General features: G+C 37.1%; 18 protein-coding genes and 1 riboswitch. Of the genes, 5 read left to right on the top strand and 13 right to left on the bottom strand.

Features of this window, described 5'->3' with window-relative positions; all coding sequences use genetic code 11:
- Nucleotides 1–99: 99 nt before the first annotated feature.
- The 3 genes from IAE52_RS10585 to gnd form a co-directional block, all read right to left on the bottom strand.
- A complete protein-coding gene (locus IAE52_RS10585) occupies nucleotides 100–1,515 on the bottom strand; it encodes a gluconate:H+ symporter (RefSeq protein WP_085624629.1) in 1,416 nt (471 codons plus the stop codon).
- 133 nt (nucleotides 1,516–1,648) lie between these two features.
- Complete coding sequence (gene gntK / locus IAE52_RS10580) at nucleotides 1,649–3,160, bottom strand: gluconokinase (RefSeq protein ID WP_003131772.1); 1,512 nt, start codon at nucleotides 3,158–3,160, stop codon at nucleotides 1,649–1,651.
- A gap of 120 nt (nucleotides 3,161–3,280) precedes the next feature.
- On the bottom strand, nucleotides 3,281–4,186 hold the full coding sequence (gene gnd, locus IAE52_RS10575) for a phosphogluconate dehydrogenase (NAD(+)-dependent, decarboxylating) (protein ID WP_038603774.1): 906 nt from the start codon (nucleotides 4,184–4,186) through the stop codon (nucleotides 3,281–3,283).
- A gap of 364 nt (nucleotides 4,187–4,550) precedes the next feature.
- Between gnd and IAE52_RS10570 the strand changes: the two genes are divergently transcribed.
- Together IAE52_RS10570 and IAE52_RS10565 are read left to right on the top strand one after the other, a co-directional pair.
- Complete coding sequence (locus IAE52_RS10570; protein ID WP_012898662.1) at nucleotides 4,551–5,399, top strand: MurR/RpiR family transcriptional regulator; 849 nt, start codon at nucleotides 4,551–4,553, stop codon at nucleotides 5,397–5,399.
- Nucleotides 5,400–5,436: 37 nt separating this feature from the next.
- Nucleotides 5,437–5,745, top strand: a complete 309-nt coding sequence (locus tag IAE52_RS10565; protein WP_010906371.1) for a DUF960 domain-containing protein — start codon at nucleotides 5,437–5,439, stop codon at nucleotides 5,743–5,745.
- Nucleotides 5,746–5,826: 81 nt separating this feature from the next.
- On the opposite strand, the gene IAE52_RS10560 is transcribed toward IAE52_RS10565, so the two are convergent.
- The 5 genes from IAE52_RS10560 to IAE52_RS10540 form a co-directional block, all read right to left on the bottom strand.
- The gene (locus IAE52_RS10560) at nucleotides 5,827–6,600 is read right to left on the bottom strand and encodes a metallophosphoesterase (protein WP_003131951.1); all 774 of its coding nucleotides are present in this window, start codon (nucleotides 6,598–6,600) and stop codon (nucleotides 5,827–5,829) included.
- 199 nt (nucleotides 6,601–6,799) lie between these two features.
- Entirely contained in the window at nucleotides 6,800–7,045 is a 246-nt protein-coding gene (gene rpsR / locus IAE52_RS10555; protein WP_003131952.1) for a 30S ribosomal protein S18, read from the bottom strand.
- A 173-nt stretch (nucleotides 7,046–7,218) separates the two neighbouring features.
- A complete protein-coding gene (locus tag IAE52_RS10550) occupies nucleotides 7,219–7,719 on the bottom strand; it encodes a single-stranded DNA-binding protein (RefSeq protein WP_003131953.1) in 501 nt (166 codons plus the stop codon).
- 29 nt (nucleotides 7,720–7,748) lie between these two features.
- Nucleotides 7,749–8,042, bottom strand: a complete 294-nt coding sequence (gene rpsF, locus IAE52_RS10545) for a 30S ribosomal protein S6 (protein WP_003131954.1) — start codon at nucleotides 8,040–8,042, stop codon at nucleotides 7,749–7,751.
- Nucleotides 8,043–8,233: 191 nt separating this feature from the next.
- Nucleotides 8,234–9,088 carry an undecaprenyl-diphosphate phosphatase gene (locus IAE52_RS10540; RefSeq protein WP_012898664.1) on the bottom strand — a complete coding sequence of 285 codons (855 nt, stop codon included), beginning with the start codon at nucleotides 9,086–9,088 and terminating at the stop codon, nucleotides 8,234–8,236.
- A gap of 182 nt (nucleotides 9,089–9,270) precedes the next feature.
- Nucleotides 9,271–9,453, top strand: a riboswitch (Lysine riboswitch).
- 157 nt (nucleotides 9,454–9,610) lie between these two features.
- On the opposite strand from IAE52_RS10540, the gene IAE52_RS10535 reads away from it, so the two are divergent.
- Nucleotides 9,611–11,077 carry an amino acid permease gene (locus tag IAE52_RS10535; protein ID WP_017865200.1) on the top strand — a complete coding sequence of 489 codons (1,467 nt, stop codon included), beginning with the start codon at nucleotides 9,611–9,613 and terminating at the stop codon, nucleotides 11,075–11,077.
- 34 nt (nucleotides 11,078–11,111) lie between these two features.
- On the opposite strand, the gene dnaX is transcribed toward IAE52_RS10535, so the two are convergent.
- From dnaX to IAE52_RS10520, 3 genes are read right to left on the bottom strand one after another with little or no spacing between them, the layout of a single operon-like run.
- A complete protein-coding gene (gene dnaX, locus IAE52_RS10530; RefSeq protein ID WP_033899287.1) occupies nucleotides 11,112–12,770 on the bottom strand; it encodes a DNA polymerase III subunit gamma/tau in 1,659 nt (552 codons plus the stop codon).
- A gap of 48 nt (nucleotides 12,771–12,818) precedes the next feature.
- Complete coding sequence (locus IAE52_RS10525; protein ID WP_023190151.1) at nucleotides 12,819–13,460, bottom strand: phosphotransferase; 642 nt, start codon at nucleotides 13,458–13,460, stop codon at nucleotides 12,819–12,821.
- 31 nt (nucleotides 13,461–13,491) lie between these two features.
- Nucleotides 13,492–13,980 carry a GAF domain-containing protein gene (locus IAE52_RS10520; RefSeq protein WP_003131959.1) on the bottom strand — a complete coding sequence of 163 codons (489 nt, stop codon included), beginning with the start codon at nucleotides 13,978–13,980 and terminating at the stop codon, nucleotides 13,492–13,494.
- Between the two features lie 234 nt (nucleotides 13,981–14,214).
- On the opposite strand from IAE52_RS10520, the gene IAE52_RS10515 reads away from it, so the two are divergent.
- Nucleotides 14,215–14,487 carry a chorismate mutase gene (locus IAE52_RS10515; protein ID WP_003131960.1) on the top strand — a complete coding sequence of 91 codons (273 nt, stop codon included), beginning with the start codon at nucleotides 14,215–14,217 and terminating at the stop codon, nucleotides 14,485–14,487.
- An 87-nt stretch (nucleotides 14,488–14,574) separates the two neighbouring features.
- Here the strand turns inward: IAE52_RS10515 and IAE52_RS10510 are convergent, their stop codons facing one another.
- Entirely contained in the window at nucleotides 14,575–15,021 is a 447-nt protein-coding gene (locus IAE52_RS10510) for a hypothetical protein (RefSeq protein ID WP_003131961.1), read from the bottom strand.
- A 217-nt stretch (nucleotides 15,022–15,238) separates the two neighbouring features.
- Here IAE52_RS10510 and IAE52_RS10505 point away from each other — a divergent pair, with 217 nt between their 5' ends.
- The gene (locus IAE52_RS10505; protein ID WP_003131983.1) at nucleotides 15,239–15,439 is read left to right on the top strand and encodes a hypothetical protein; all 201 of its coding nucleotides are present in this window, start codon (nucleotides 15,239–15,241) and stop codon (nucleotides 15,437–15,439) included.
- A gap of 58 nt (nucleotides 15,440–15,497) precedes the next feature.
- Here the strand turns inward: IAE52_RS10505 and glnA are convergent, their stop codons facing one another.
- The gene (gene glnA, locus IAE52_RS10500; RefSeq protein ID WP_003131984.1) at nucleotides 15,498–16,838 is read right to left on the bottom strand and encodes a type I glutamate--ammonia ligase; all 1,341 of its coding nucleotides are present in this window, start codon (nucleotides 16,836–16,838) and stop codon (nucleotides 15,498–15,500) included.
- Nucleotides 16,839–16,877 lie beyond the last annotated feature (39 nt).

The following is a 16,877-nucleotide window of genomic DNA, read 5'->3' as shown; positions in this document are numbered from 1 at the left end:
TTACGTTCGCTTTTTCCCTCTCCTGTATTCGCTTTATTTCATGCCACCACTAGCTTTGACAAATTAAAAAAATAAGTCAAAATTGACTTATTTTTTTTATTAATGTACCCAGATACTCATTAACATGACCATTGCTAAACCTACAACTGCGATAATCGTTTCTAGTACTGTCCAAGTTTTTAATGTTTGCTTGACATCTAAATCAAAGTATTCTTTAAACATCCAGAATCCTGCATCGTTAACATGAGATGCGGCAATTGAACCTGCCCCTATTGCCAAGACCATTAGTGCGGCTGTATTTGGAGAAGCTGATGCAAGCATTGGTTGAACTAAACCTGCTGCTGTTAAAGCGGCCACGGTTGCAGAACCCAAGGCTACACGTAAAATTACTGTGATGATCCAAGCAAGTAACAATGGCGAAAGTGGTGAATCTTTAAACATATTGGCGATTTGGACTGAAATCCCTCCATCAATAAGAATTTGTTTAAGAGCTGCTCCACCACCGATAACTAACAATAGCATCGCAATTGATTTAACTGAATCTGCAATCGATACTGCAATTTCAGAATTTTTCTTACGTTGCATCCAACCCATAGTAACTAAGGCAAAGAGTAGTGAAATAATCATTGCCGATACGGGATTACCAATAAACATCATCACATTTTCAACAAAACTTGATGGGTAAGTGGTGGTCGTTACTACCTTTCCTGCTTTCATTGCACTTGTTGTTACTGCGGCAAAGGGTTTCCCATCATTAGTCGCGATAGAATAAATGGTGCTGATTGCCATTAAGATTACTGGCATTAATGCTGTCAAGATGGAAATCCCAAATCCTGGAGTTTCTTCTAATTTCCATTCTTTGATTTCACCAAAGGCGGATAGTTTATTTTTTACAACAAAGGCTTCTGGAACCCATTTTTTAGCAATTTTTGTGAAAACTGGACCTGCGATAATGACTGTTGGAATTGCTGCAATAATTCCGTAAAGGAGAACAGTTCCAGGATTTGCGCCTAGTACACCGGCAATTGCAATTGGTGCTGGATGGGGAGGTAAGAATCCGTGAGTTACTGAAAGTCCGGCTGCCATTGGAATTCCGAGGTAAATCAAGGGAACACTTGCTTCTAAGGCGACGGCAAAGACAATCGGAATCAAGAGAACCATCCCAACTTCAAAGAAGAGGGCAATCCCAATAATGAAACTGGCAACCATAATTGCCCATTGAATTCTTTTTTTACCAAAACTGTTAATAAGCGTTTTTGAGATACGATAGGCTCCACCAGCATCAGCAATTAGTCTTCCAAGCATTGCTCCAAAACCAAAAACGATTGCTAACTCTCCTAATGAGCCTCCGATTCCGTTTTGGATTGAAACAGGGATTTGACCGAGTGGCATTCCAAGTCCTAACCCAACTAAAACCGCTACGACAATCAAGGACACAAAAGTGTTAATTTTAAATTTGATAATCATCAGGAGGAGGATTAAGACCCCAATTAAAAGTACAAGTAAATCAATCATATATTTTTTCCTTTCAAAAAATATTGAATATACTGTGTAAGCACGATTGCTGGCGCTTACAATTTGCTTTTAAAAATTAACTCAATACTTTTTTGTGATATATGGAAGTATTGAGTCTTTAAAGAATACAAGTTTATTTTTCTTCTTCAAATTTTCTTTGGAAATTGGCAATATTTTCATATTCTGCCAAGAGAGAGCGAGAAAGTCGGATAAATATTGGACTAATTTCTCGGTAAATTTCGAAATTTTTTGGATTGGGTTGGTAGGTTTCGTTTGTTCCTACCATCGTTTCGATTTCGCTGATATCTTCAATTAAGCCAAGGGCTTTTTCAGCCATGATAATGGCGGCTAAACAGCCAGCTTCTCGGCTCTCTGGCACATTGATTGGTTGTTCAAAAATATCTGCTAGGATTTGTGTCCAGAGTTCAGAGCTTGTAAATCCTCCTGTCGCTTGAATCATATTTAGGTCACCTACTACTTCAACAAGGCTAAGCGCAACCATATAAATATTGAAGATAACCCCTTCAAGAACAGATCTGGCCATATGACTACGATTATGTCCGTAGTTTAGGCCAAAAAATGAACCTCTGGCATTGGCATCCCAAATCGGTGCTCGCTCGCCTCCAAGATAGGGGTGGAAAAGCAATCCATCAGCGCCCGGGGAAATGTTTGCTGCAAGTTCCGTGACTTCATCAAAAGAAATTTTTCCATCAAAAATTTGGTCACGAGCCCAACGGAAAACATCTCCACCAGAGTTTACGGGACCACCGACTACCCAATGCTCTTTGTCTAATGCATAGGTAAATGTTCGTCCTTTTTCATCTGTTTTAGGTTTGTCAGTAACTACTCGAATCGCACCAGATGTTCCAATTGTGATGGCTGCAACACCCGGTTTAATCGCATTTACTCCCAAATTTGACAACGGACCATCGGCTGCACCCCAAATAAATTTGGTGCTGCTTTGAATTCCCATTTTCTTGGCATATTCGTGAGGAAGGTTTTCTTCTATCTCATAGGGTTCAACTACTTTAGGCAATTGACTTTCTTTGATTCCAGTCATCTCTAGCGCTTCTTTATCCCAATGAAGTTCAAATATATTGAAGATACCTGTACCTGTTGCGGTTGATAAATCCATTTTATTTGTTCCAAAAAGTCGTTGGAAAATGTATCCTTTAAGTTCCAAATAGTGGGCTGCTTTTTGATAAATGTCTGGATGTTCAGCTTCTAACCAGATAAATTTAGATAAAGGAGCCATTGGATGAAGAGGCGTTCCAGTTCTTCGATAAATATCAAAACCATTTTTAGAGGCCTTAATTTGTTCGGTGTATTTTACTGCTCTTGTATCAGCCCAAGTGATTAATCTTGTAAGCGGCTGCCAATTTTCGTCAAAAGCAATTAGCGAGTGCATTTGTGTACTAAATGAAACGGCTAAAAGTTCATCTTCATCTTCTAAATTAATTGAAACTTCCCTGATTGTCACTAAAACTGCTTCAAAAATTTCTTCAAGAGATTCTTCTGCCATCCCACTAGCATCACGATAGAGGGGATAGGCTTGGCTACTACTTGCAACTATTTTTCCATTTTTCTCAAAAAGCACTGCCTTAGTTGCTGTGGTTCCTAAATCGACGCCTATTAAATATTGCATTTAGGCTCCTTTTCTTCTATATATTTACTGACAGACTTTAAAATTCTTTCATCATCAGTAGTTTTTTACTGACAGAAGTTTTTTGTCCTAGTTAGCTTACGCTTCTCATCTGTCAGTAAATTATTTTTGTTCTACGTCATGTCCGCCAAAGCCATTGCGCAAAGCGGCAACTACTTTTCCGGTCATGGTATCTTCTTGTAATGAGCGTTGACGCATCATTAGTGACAAGGCAATGACCGGGGCAGGAACGCCTAAGTCCAAGCTTTCTTCAACGGTCCATTTTCCTTCTCCTGAAGATTGAACATGACCGATAATTTGGTCTAGTTTAGGGTCTTTTGAAAATTGTTCTTGAGCAAGCTCCATCAACCAGCTTCGGATTACTGAACCATGATTCCATAATTTTGCAACGGCTTCATAGTCATAATCAAATGGTGACTCTTCTAAAATTTCAAATCCTTCAGCAATCGCTTGCATCATCCCATATTCAATTCCATTATGAATCATTTTCAAGTAATGACCACTGCCAAGTTTCCCTGTATAGAGGTAGCCATCTTCCATTGAGATTGCTTTGAAGATTGGTTCTATGATTGTCCAAGATTTTTCATCATCTCCACCAATCATAAAATTCCCGCCTTGACGAGCTCCAGCCATTCCACCAGAGGTTCCAACATCAAAAAATTTAATTCCTTTTTCTGTCAGTAATTTATTTTGTTCTAAATTATCTTTGTAATTAGAATTTCCACCGTCTATCAGAATATCTCCAGCTGACAACTTTTCAGAAAGCATTTCAATCGTTGAATTTGTAGGAGTTCCTGCTGGAAGCATCAACCAAACAATTTTGCTTGCTGGCAATTCTGTCAGTAAATTTTCAATTGTACTGACAGCGGTAATTTTGTCTGAGTAATCCTTAGCTTCCTCTACCGCTTTTGTATTTAGATCGTAAGCAACAACTTCAATCTCATGGTCAACGGCATTTTTCACAAGATTCATTCCCATTTTCCCTAAACCAATCATACCAAATTTCATCATTTTTTCCTCCGTGGCATCGCTTTCATTTTATAACTTTAGTATAAGTAATTTTTTTTCATTTGTCAACAATATTTTTTGTAAAATATTTTCTGATTTGCCAAAACAATTTCAAGTTAGGAATTTGGAATTTTTGAGAAATCGAGAAATCTTGAGTATCACTACTTATAACACGCTATAGTGAACTCCCTAGATACCTTATTACTCCGCTCTAGGTGTAACAACTGGCATATCTGTAAGTCAGTAAACTGACAACAGCTATCCTACGCATCGTTCGGTCCCAATAAAATGATAGCCAGTACATGAAACATTGTTTCGTGTTACTGGCTATGATATAATGTAGTCAATTAGAAGGAGGCTTGATATGTCGCGTACTTTAATCAGCCGAATCCGAAGTTATTATGATAACCTCAGTAAATCAGATCAGGCAATTTCTGACTATTTAATTGCGAATATTGATAGTGCAGCGAGGCTTTCAATTCAGGAATTTGCTCAAAAAACTCATGTCTCTACGGCTACAATTTCCAGATTTTCTAAAAAAATTGGCTTTAATTCCTTCCAAGAATTAAAACTCGCCATTCATGCCACTGACTCGACACGAAACGATGAATTTTTTAGCGAACTTTCACCAACTGACGATTACAAAGAAATACTGACAAAAAACTTCAACGGCAATATTTCATCATTAAATTCTACATTAAACCTTATCACTAACAGACAACTTGATCAAACCATGGAAATTTTGCTCAATGCCAGCACTTGCGGTTTTTTTGGTTTGGGTGGTTCAAACGCTGTCGCATTGATTGCTTTTCATAAATTTTTGAGAATGCCTTTGCACTGCGTTTATCATCAGGATTTTCATTTTCAACAAATGCAAGCTGCAAAATTAACGAGCGACGATTGTGCTTTTGTTATTTCACATACAGGAAAAAACAGAGATACAATGCACTTGGTTGAAATTTTGAAGAGTCGCGGGGTTCCAATTATTGCATTGACTTCTTTTGCGAGTTCACCTTTAGCTAAAGCGGCCGATGTCGCGCTAATTTCAATTTCTGAAGAAATTTCATTTCGACCTGAAGCTGTCGCTTCCACTGTTTCTCAAATTAGTTTGCTTGATGCCTTGTTTATGATGTACGGAATGAAAATGAAAAATGTTTCTGAAGGGACTTTATCTGAAATCCGAAAAGTCATTCGAGATTCCCGTATTTCCTAGAATTTATCCATTCATCTTATAGAAAGGATGTGATTTTATGGCATTTTCTAACACTAGACGACGCTACGCAAGTTTTGATACCGTTGCGTCAATTCCTGGAGAAGTCATTGATGCCTTTTGGTTTATTATTGACCATCACCTCAAGGGAGTTTTTCCACTAGAAACAATTATCAATTTTGACTTGGTTAATTCGGGTAATTTACTTTCTATTCGTTTTTCTCAAGACAATAGTCCAACAACCATCCTCGTTGATTTTGGCTACCCTTTTAACCCTGAATGGCCTCTACACTACCGAGCCGTTGATAATATGGGACGCGAAACGATCATGACTGCAAGAGAAATGTAATGACAGAATTTTTAACAAAGCTGTCAGTAAATTTTTAAATAAAAAAATAAAAAAATCTGTCAAAATTACTGACAGATTTTTTTAGATGTAGTAATACACAATTTCTGGAGGCACCCCAAAACGAATAGGCAAGAAAGTCAAACCAATTCCACGATTAACATACAATTTTGTTCGGTCATTGAGCTGATACAAACCAGCATCAGCACTACTTGACCCCTTATTGCGTAAACGCCAATTTCCTATCCGAATTTGCCCTCCGTGACTATGACCAGAAAGAATTAAATCAAATTCCTTAATTGTTTCCATGTCTAAAATAGTATCCGGTTCGTGAAGGGCTAAAAGCGAAAATGTTGCATCAATAGGCTCAAGTTCAAAATCAGGCCGTCCCTCACGCCAGTCATCAACCCCAGAAATAGATAAATTATCTTTGACAACTGATGAATTTTTCAACAGAACAAAACCAGCTTTTTCTAGAAACTCTTCAACAAACCTTGACGATTTTTCATCATCAAAATCATGATTACCAAGTATCGCAAATTTCCCAAGAGGAGCTTTAAGTTCTGACAATATCGTCAGTAAATCAGTCCAATCTCGATTTTTTGCCCAAGCAACCTTGTCAAATAAATCTCCAGAAAAAATAATTAAATCTGGCTGTTCATTAGCAATATTTCGAGCAAATTTTTTAAAACGACGACTAGTCGTGTGCCAAGCAAAGTGGGTATCGGTAAAATGAGCAATTTTTAAATTTTGTTTTTGAGCGATTTTTACATGTCTCACTTTCATCAAATGAGGCTCTATAAAAATTCCATAAATTAACAAACTTAAGAGCACTGCTCCTATTATCAATTCAATCATTTGTCCATTTTATCATAAATTCACTGACAAAAACATAGTATTAATCAAAAATACTTGATGAAGTTATCAATTTATTCTCTTTTTCTGACAAATTTCTGGTCAGTAAATTCGGACGGAACCGAGCATTCTGTCAGTAAATATCAACTCTATTTGTCAAATTTTTATACAAAAAAAGACTACCGAAGCAGCCTTTCATTTATTAGTTTTGGTCTTCAGCTACGAATGGAAGCAAAGCCATTACGCGCGCGCGTTTGATTGCGTTAACCACTTTACGTTGGTTTTTAGCAGATGTACCAGTCACGCGACGTGGCAAGATTTTACCACGTTCTGAGATGAAACGTTTCAAAAGTTCAGTGTCTTTGTAGTCAACGACTTCGATTTTGTTTGCAGCGATGAAGTCAACTTTTTTACGGCGTTTGAAGCCGCCACGACGTTGTTGTGCCATTTTATTTCTCCTTATATTATTTTTAGATGTCTGTTTAAAGTTTTCTTAGGATTACGACGTTATTATGAAAAGCCGATTCTGCTTTTCATAATAACTAGTAAGAGGGTTAGGAAATCCGCCATAGCGGTTTCCGTGAAATAATTAGGCGCTTTAGCGTCAATTATTTCACCCTATTAGAATGGAAGGTCATCATCCGAAATTTCCATCGGTGAGCTACCAAACGGATCAGCATCACGACCGAAATTCGGTGTTGCATTATTGTTATTCGTTTGTGGACGCGGAGTATTATTTGTAGATTGGCTAGGTGCAGAATATGAACCAGCAGAAGTTCCGCCTCCCATACCTTCACGAGCAGATCTACTTTCCAACATTTGGAAACTGTCAGCCACAACCTCAGTCACATAAACGCGTTGACCTTGTTGATTTTCATAGTTACGTGTTTGAATTCGACCAGTTACCCCAATCAAAGCTCCTTTTTTAGCCCAATTCGCCAAATTCTCAGCTTGTTGGCGCCAAATAACGCAGTTAATGAAATCAGCCTCACGTTCGCCATTCGCATTTTTAAATTGACGGTTTACAGCCAATGAAAATGTTGCGACAGCTTGATTTTGAGGGGTGTATCGAAGTTCAGGATCGCGAGTAATGCGTCCTACTAATACAACATTGTTAATCATGATGAACTTCTCCTTAGAAATGAAAGCTCTTAAGCTTCAACTTTAACGATCATATGACGAAGAATGTCAAGGTTGATCTTAGCAAGACGGTCAAATTCGCTCAAAGCTTCTGAAGTTGTTTCAGCTTCAAAAGTTGCGATGTGGTAGATACCTTCGCGGAAATCATTGATTTCGTAAGCAAGTTTACGTTTTTCCCAGTCTTTAGACTCAAGATTTGCAGCACCGTTGTCAGTCAAGATTCCATCGAAACGTTCAACGAGGGCAGCTTTTGCTTCTTCATCAATGTTTGGGCGAATAATATAAAGAATTTCGTATTTAGTCATTGATTTTTCCTCCTTTTGGACTAATGACGCAGGTTGAGTCCTGCGTAAGTTGTGAGTTTTTCCCACAGAGTTATATTCTATCACTTTTTTCTATTTTTAGCAAGAATACATTTAAACTTTCCTTCAGCAAAGAGAACTATTTTAAAATAAAAAATACCAACTAAAGAGAGTTGGCATAATTTATCTCATTCTCAGCCCAAGAAGGCTTTAAACATTGCATAAATAAGAAGGATAATCCCTAACACAATCCGATATTTCCCAAAGAAAGTAAAATCGTGTTTTTTCACATAATCGGTCAAGAACTTGATGGCAACCATTGATACCCCAAAGGCAACTATACAAGCTACTAACAAGACCCCAAATTGTTCAAAACTTAAAGAATTCCCATTTTTGAAAAAGTGAAGTATTTTGATGAAACTAGCCCCAAACATAACTGGAATACCCAAGAAAAAGGTAAATTCTGCGGCAACTTCACGACTTACACCAATTAATAAAGCACCGACAATTGTCGCACCTGAACGCGATGTCCCTGGAAGTAAAGAAAGCACTTGGAATAATCCAATATAAAGAGCGGCACGATAAGGTAAACGGTCAATATTCATTACGGAAAATTCATGGTTTGGTACCCACCGACGCTCAATGACAATAAATGCTACCCCATAAATAATTAACATGAAGGCAACAGGAACAAAATGGTAAAAATGTTTGTCCAACCAGTCATTAAGTGGTAAACCAATAATCGCTGCTGGTAAAGCCGCAATCAAAACTTTCAACCACAAACGCCAAGTTAATTGAATTTCACGTGGTGTTTTTTGTTTGTCAGCTGGATTTAACTTATTAAATGGATTCAGTTTATGAAAATAAAGAACAACAACTGACAAAATTGCTCCTAGCTGAATCACAACATCAAACATTTCTTTAAAAGCTGCTGATTGATTAAGACGAATAAATTCATCAGCAATAATCAAATGTCCTGTTGAGGAAATAGGTAACCACTCAGTGATTCCTTCAATAATACCTAAAATAATGGCACGAATAAAATCCATATTTTGCTCCTAGAAAATTTCAGTAAAAATACTGATTTTTATTGACTGACATAGCAGTCCTATCCTCATAAGTATAACATAAATGACAAATGAATAAACTTACAAAGAAAGTGATTATTTGTAATTAATTTTACATTCTCTTCCTTGACATCATCTTAAAATTGCGCTAGAATTACAAATAACACATCGATAGAGGTCGCAACTGATATGAATCTACGCCGAGTTGGAGCACAACAAAGACGCGTATTTAGAGGAGGAGAGGTTGCCGAAAGAATTTTGTTGCTCAGCAAAGTTCTTGGGCTAGTGAGAAAAACTCACTAGACTGTCGCAAATGGTTAATAACCATGCGGAGGGCTATTCGTTCAAGAAAATTTTTAAAATTTTGTCGGACCTTTAGCAATCTATTCTATCTAGTAGGATTGCTTTTTTTGTTTTTCTCAGACTTTTCTAAACTAAACAGGAGTAAGGTTGAGTCTGAGTCAAACAAGTCGGTGTAGAATAAATTTTATTAGGGAGAGAATTTTGGAAAATTCTTCAAACTCAACTACTGAGACGCAAGTAAAACGCGGCTTAAAATCACGTCATGTTTCCATGATTGCCCTTGGCGGAACAATCGGAACTGGATTGTTTCTGACTTCAGGCGATGTCATTCACACGGCAGGACCATTTGGTGCACTGACTGCCTATGTTCTTATCGGAGCAATGGTTTACTTCCTCATGACATCACTTGGTGAAATGGCCACTTATTTACCCACTTCTGGTTCTTTTTCAGACTATGGAACACGTTATGTTGACCCAGCTTTTGGTTTTGCTCTAGGTTGGAATTATTGGTTAAACTGGGCAATTACCGTAGCGGTTGATTTAACAGCCGTTGCCCTTTGTATCAAATTCTGGTTACCAGATGTTCCAAGTTGGATTTTTTCACTGATTGCCTTAATTATTGTCTTTGCAATCAATGCCTTATCAGTTAAAACTTTTGGCGAAACTGAATATTGGTTGTCAGCCATTAAAATTACTGTTGTTGTTTTATTCTTGATTATTGGTTTCTTATCTATTTTTGGAATTATGGGCGGTCATATTGACGTCGCTAAAAATCTTTCAGTTGGTAATCATGGTTTTGTCGGAGGACTTGGTAGTTTCACTACCGGCGGAGGGATTCTCGGCGTACTCTTAGTCGCTGGTTTCTCTTTCCAAGGAACAGAATTGCTCGGAATTACAGCTGGCGAAGCTGAAAATCCTGAAAAATCAATTCCTAAAGCTATGAACTCTATCTTCTGGCGTATTCTTGTCTTTTATATCTTATCTATCTTCGTGATGGCGGCTATCATTCCATTTACCGACCCCCACTTAGTTGGAGGAGATTCAGCTGCTCAAAGCCCTTTCACAATTGTATTTGAACGTGTTGGTCTCTCTATTGCAGCTTCTATCATGAACGCCGTTGTTTTAACTTCTGTCGTTTCAGCAGCAAACTCTGGAATGTATGCCTCTACTCGGATGCTTTATTCACTCGCTAAAGATGGTGGCGCACCAAAGATTTTCTCAAAAACTTCAAAAAACGGGATTCCTTTCATTGCTTTATTAGCTACAACTGCTGTTGCTTTACTCACATTCCTGACATCAATTTACGGAGTTAGCTTCTTTACATTCCTCGTCTCAGCCTCTGGTTTAACAGGATTTATTGCTTGGATTGGGATTGCAATTAGCCACTTCCGCTTCCGCCGCGCCTATGTCGCTCAAGGAAAAGATGTTAAAAAATTACCTTATCATGCAAAACTATTCCCATTTGGTCCAATCTTAGCCTTAATTATGACCGTTTTAGTCACACTCGGCCAAGACCCAATGCTTCTTTTTGGTAAAACTTGGGTGCAAGGTGTCATCATGTATGCCGCAATCCCACTCTTCTTCATCCTTTACTTGGGTTATAAATTTAAAAACAAAACGAAACTTATCCCCCTTAAAGAGGTTGATTTAAGTCGTCATAAAGATTAAAAAAAGTCGCTCAATGAGCGGCTTTTTTATTAGTTTAATCATTAATTTCAACTACTTTTTCACCAAAGAGTTCTTTAGCTAAATTTACCGTTTCATCCAGCTCTTTTTCATCTTCTTCATCTTCTTGAACATTTTCAGATTTTAAATTAGAAACATATTCTGCTCGAACTTCTTGCCAGTCTTGTTCAGCAAGAGAGATAATTTCTGGCGCAAATCCAACAATTGAACTCAAGAGATTCCCACAAAAAAGTTGCAATTCTTCATTTTCACTGACTCTTTTAGCAAGATTCTCATGAGGAAAAGTCACCACAAGGAAATTTTCTGACGCAGCGACAGGCGCTGTATTATTAAGTAAAGCTCGGTCTGCCGGTTTAGTTACCGAAGCAACAAGTTCTGGCCACGCACTTAGAGCAGCTTTTCTAGCTTCATTTGTCGCCTCAGCCAAAGCTTTATAAATTAAATCTTTGTTAATTTGGCGTTTTTTAGATGCTATTGGTTTCGGACTGCCTTTAACTTTTTCTGTCAGTAAATTATTTTGTGAATCTGAATTTACCTGAATTTGACCAGCTGAAATTTGAGCTTTCAATTGATTAATTTCGGTTTTTAAAGTAGCAATTTCGGCTGTCAGCTGATTAGGGATTTCTCCTTGCGAAGCTGTCAGTAAATTATTTTGTCCAATTTCAGCCAAACGCATGGTCATGACGTCTGCCGCAATTTTTGTTTGAGTCGTTTCCTTTATCGTTTTCAAACTTTCAATTGCAACATCAATCCATGAAAAAATTTGACCCCGGTCATACTGAGAATTTTTATCCAAGAGTAAATCCCGAAGGTATGCTAATAAATCTTCCGTAAATCGAAGCATATTTTTTCCTTCAGCAAAAATCTTATCAAGTTCCGTCAGCGCTTTTGCTTCATCATGCTCAAAAAGCGCTGCAACATATGTTACTAAAGCATCTGCAGCAATCGACCCTGTGACAAGTAGTGCATCATTTTCTTCTAATTTTCCTGATGAAAACGATAAGGCTTGGTCTAATAAAGAGAGGGCATCACGCATTCCACCTTCAGCTGCTTTAGCAATAACATCGAGTGCTTTACCGTCGAATTCAAGTCCTTCATCAGCCATTATTTTTGCTAAATAAGTCCGAATATCTCCTGTTGTGATTGATTTAAAAGCAAAACGTTGAACACGCGAGATAATGGTTGCTGGAATTTTTTGTAATTCAGTAGTAGCCAGGACGAAAACAACATTTTCTGTAGGTTCTTCTAGTGTTTTCAAAAGTGCATTAAAAGCCCCTGTCGAAAGCATATGCACTTCATCAATAATATAAACCTTGTAAGTGGCTTGACTAGCTGCGTAAGTTGATTTATCTCGAATTTCTCGAATTTCGTCAACCCCATTATTTGATGCCGCATCAAGTTCAATGACATCATCTAAGCTTCCTTTGGTGATTGAGTCACAAATAAAGCAATTATTGCAGGGCTCTCCATCCACTTGATTAGGACAATTTATTGCCTTAGCAAAAATTTTAGCTGCTGAGGTTTTCCCTGTCCCTCTTGGACCAGAAAAAAGATAAGCATGTGAAATTTGATGATTGACAATCGCATTTTTTAATGTTGTCGCTACAACTTCTTGCCCCACCATTTCATCAAATCTTTGACTTCGATATTTTCTATATAATGCTTGATATGCCATTTTTCTCTTCCAATTTTTTACTTAGTATTCTTTTCATATCCGCTTGTTTCAATAGAAATCTTGCCCAAGACTATAGTTTAAGTCTTTTAAAATTTCAGTTGAAGCATCACGTGATTGAATCAATTCATCAATATCTTGTGATTGATAATTTCTGAGGGCCTGTCTGAGGGCGAACATTCTTGCTCGATTAATCGTTGCCTCATCTGCTTCGGTTGCCGCAAAAAATATTTTACGTGCTTTTTCATCAAAAATCGTCCAAGCAATTGCTAAATCAAAAGCTGGATCACCAATAACAGCTTTGTCAGTAATTTTGACGTTAACTAACTTTCCGTCAGTAACTTTTAAATTTTGCGTAAGCAATTCTCCCAAAACCCAAACAGGTTTCTTGGACCATTTTGTTTTTGCTGCAAAATCAAATTTTTCTTGCAAAAGGTCAGCAGGAACAACTTTTTGATAGACTTTCAAAAGTTCTATCATCTCAGCTTCAAAGAAAATCAAATCAGAACCAGCAAAAGCATTTTCAAAACTAGGTGACTTTGCATCTGTTGTTGGTAGCCGATGTAATTGATAGAGAAAACTTCCTAATTCTTGCGCAAATTCACGAACATCTCCAATATTACCTGGATTTACAGATATTCCTTCTTTTTCCCCAAAACGGTCAGCAATAAATTTTTTTACTATTTCACTCATTTTTTTCTCCGATACCCTTTAAAATTTTGATTTAACCTACTTCAAAAAATTTAAAATCAGTCATTTCACATAAAATGTTAGCAAATTCTTCAAGATATTTTTGGTCGATTTCATCGTAAAAACCAATTTCTGAACTGTCTAAGTCAAGAACCCCAACTAATTTACCATCTTTAACCATTGGAACAACAATTTCAGACATTGCTCGACCGTCACAAGAAATATAATTTTTGTGTTTCTTTACATTTTCAACAATAATGGTTTGGCGATTTTGAGCTGATTCCCCACAAACCCCTTTGCCCATTATAATTTCAACGCAAGACACAGACCCTTGAAATGGCCCTAAAATTAATTTTTCACCGTTGTAGAGGTAGAAACCTGTATAAACTTGCTCAGGCAAAAAGCTCCAAAGTAAACTACTTGCATTGGCTAAGTTTGAAAGTGTATAATTTTGTTCACTAAGAAGCGCTTTTAGTTGCAAATTAAGCAACTCATAACCTTCGATTTTTTCTTCTTTATTCATCTTGTTGCTCCTCAAAAATAATATAATCCATTATATCATTTTTTAAAGGCAAATTTTAGATTAGTTTTGATATAATCATTCTTGCTTCTACTACGCTACGTTGCTAAAGCAACAAGTCGAGCCGCACTCACTCGGCGGAAAATTATCGTCCCGCTGAGTTCGGTCATAATGAGAGAAAGAAGTCAGCAACATGAAACGTTGTTTCGTGTTACTGGCTATGATATAATAAAAACCATGAATAAACTAGAAGAACTTCGGAACAACATTGACCAAGTGGACCAAGAAATCGTTCAGCTTCTTGAGAAACGTATGACAATTGTTCAAGAAATTAGCCAAGAAAAACAAGCACAAAAAATTACTATTTTAGATAACTCTCGCGAACAAGCCGTATTAGATTTGGCTCGCCAAAATATTAAAAATTCTGCTTATCAAGAAACAATCATTAATACTTTTAAAGATATTATGAAAAATTCTCGCCTTTATCAAAGAGAAAACCGTGAACAATAAGAAAAAGTTACTGACAAAAATTCTATCACTCCTATCTGCTTGCTTACGCAACTTACAGACTGAGCGATAATTTTGTCAGTAACTTTTTTATAATTTAAATTGTCCAGCTAAACTGTCTCGCAACATCATGTATTCTAATTGCGGCAAATCAAGCAGAACCAATTTACTATTTTCTAAAAGATTATTTTCTTTCAAGCTGTTAAGAAAACCTTTAATTTCTGTTGTTCCCAAATAGAGACACTCAACAAAAATAATATGTTTTTCCTTGGTCATCTGACCGATAAATCGCGAAAAATCTTCTGGAGTCAGTGCCTGATCAATATCTGAACGACCAACTACCACTAAATCCTCGTTTTCATCTTTAACTGTAGCAGCAAGCTCTTTAAAGATTCCAGAATTTATCTTTTGATCTTTACTTTCCGCTTCAATAGACTCTTCAATTTCAGCATATGCGCCTCGGTCAATCATCGCGACAGTTGCAATTTCACCATATTTTAAAGCAGTCAGTGAATCTTTCAAATCATTGAGTTCCATATTTTCCTATGCAAATCTACTTTTAGTAAAAAATATTAAGATTCGCTTCCTTTCTCGCATTAAATTCATAAAACCTATCTCAAGTTTACACTGACTTTGTGAATTTTTCAAAAAATATGGCTCTTTTTGTGATTTCAACTTTGATTTAAAGTTTTATCAGTAAAAAATAAGTGCCATTTGCTATAATAAAACTATAACAAAGAAAGGACTTTTTATTATGAAATTTAAATTTAAAGGAATCAATTATTACGAGGACTCAGAAAACAATTATGTCGGTGCCACAAACACTTGCTCAATCGTCAAAGAATTCGCTGATTTCCAAGCAGCTATTGACTATGTTGCTGAACACAAAGGATTCTTGATTGCCGAAGACGGAAAAACTGCCTTCAACGTTTTGACAATTACTGAAAACAACTAAAATATTTAAATGGTCCAAAAAATCACTGACAGGCTTTGTCAGTGATTTTTTATATCAATTAATAAAGTTCTAAATAGTTATCAATTTCCCATTGCGATACGAATTGTGCATAGCTTGCCCATTCAATGCGTTTTGCTTCAACAAAGTTAACCAAAACGTGTTCTCCAAGCGCTTCAGTCACAATTGTATCTTCACGCAATGCTTTAACGGCATTGTGCAAAGTAGATGGCAAATCTGTAATACCATGTGCTTTACGTTCTTCTTCTGTCATTACGTAAATATTTGATTCGATTGCTTCTGGCGCTTCCAATTTATGTTCAACACCGTCAAGACCAGCTGCCAATAGAACAGCCAATGCAAGATATGGATTTGCTGTTGGGTCAACCGCACGAAGTTCAACACGAGTTGACAAACCACGTGAAGCAGGTACGCGAATCAAAGGTGATCTGTTACGTCCAGCCCAAGCGACATAAACGGGTGCTTCATAACCAGGAACCAAACGTTTATATGAGTTAACAGTTGGGTTTGTAATTGCTGTAAAGTTATAAGCATGTTTCAAAAGTCCAGCAATAAAGCTATGTGCAACATCTGAAAGTCCCATATCTCCTGTTGGATCAGCAAAGGCATTGGCACCATCTTCTGTAAATAAAGACATGTTACAATGCATCCCAGAACCGTTGATTCCGTGAACTGGTTTTGCCATAAACGTTGCATGTAAACCATGTTTACGCGCAATTGTTTTAACAACAAGCTTAAAGATTTGAATATTATCACAAGCTTTCAAAGCATTGGCATATTTAAAGTCAATTTCGTGTTGACCGATTGCTACTTCGTGGTGAGAAGCTTCAACTTCAAAACCAAGGTCTGTCAATACATTTACGATTTCACGTCTTGTGTTTCCTGCGAGGTCAGTTGGTGCAAGGTCAAAATAACCACCTTTATCATTCACTTCAAGTGTTGGTTCATCATTTTCATTAAGTTTGAAAAGGAAGAACTCTGGTTCAGGTCCAAGGTTAAAGCTCTTGAAGCCCAATTTTTCCATTGATTTAAGGTTACGTTTCAAGACACCACGTGGGTCTCCAGCGAAAGGTTCACCTTCTGGAGTGTAAACATCACAAATTACACCTGCCACTTTACCATACTCATCTCCCCAAGGAAAAACAATCCAAGTGTCAAGGTCTGGATAAAGATACATGTCTGATTCATTGATACGAACGAATCCTTCGATTGATGAACCGTCAAACATCATTTTGTTTTCAAACAATTTGTCCAATTGTTCATCTGTAGCTGGAACTTCAACGTTTTTAAGTGTTCCAAGAATGTCTGTAAACATCAAACGCAAGAATTTAATATCCTTTTCTTTGACGTCGCGACGAATGTCTGCTGCTGTGATTGTCATGCTTTACTCTCCTAGTTAAATTTTCGCTGTAAACTTAGT

The sequence above is a fragment of the Lactococcus sp. S47 genome (assembly GCF_016517475.1).
Lineage (GTDB): Bacteria > Bacillota > Bacilli > Lactobacillales > Streptococcaceae > Lactococcus > Lactococcus lactis.
The sequence above is the reverse complement of the archived record's forward strand: the minus strand, read 5'-3'. Positions and strand labels throughout refer to the sequence as shown.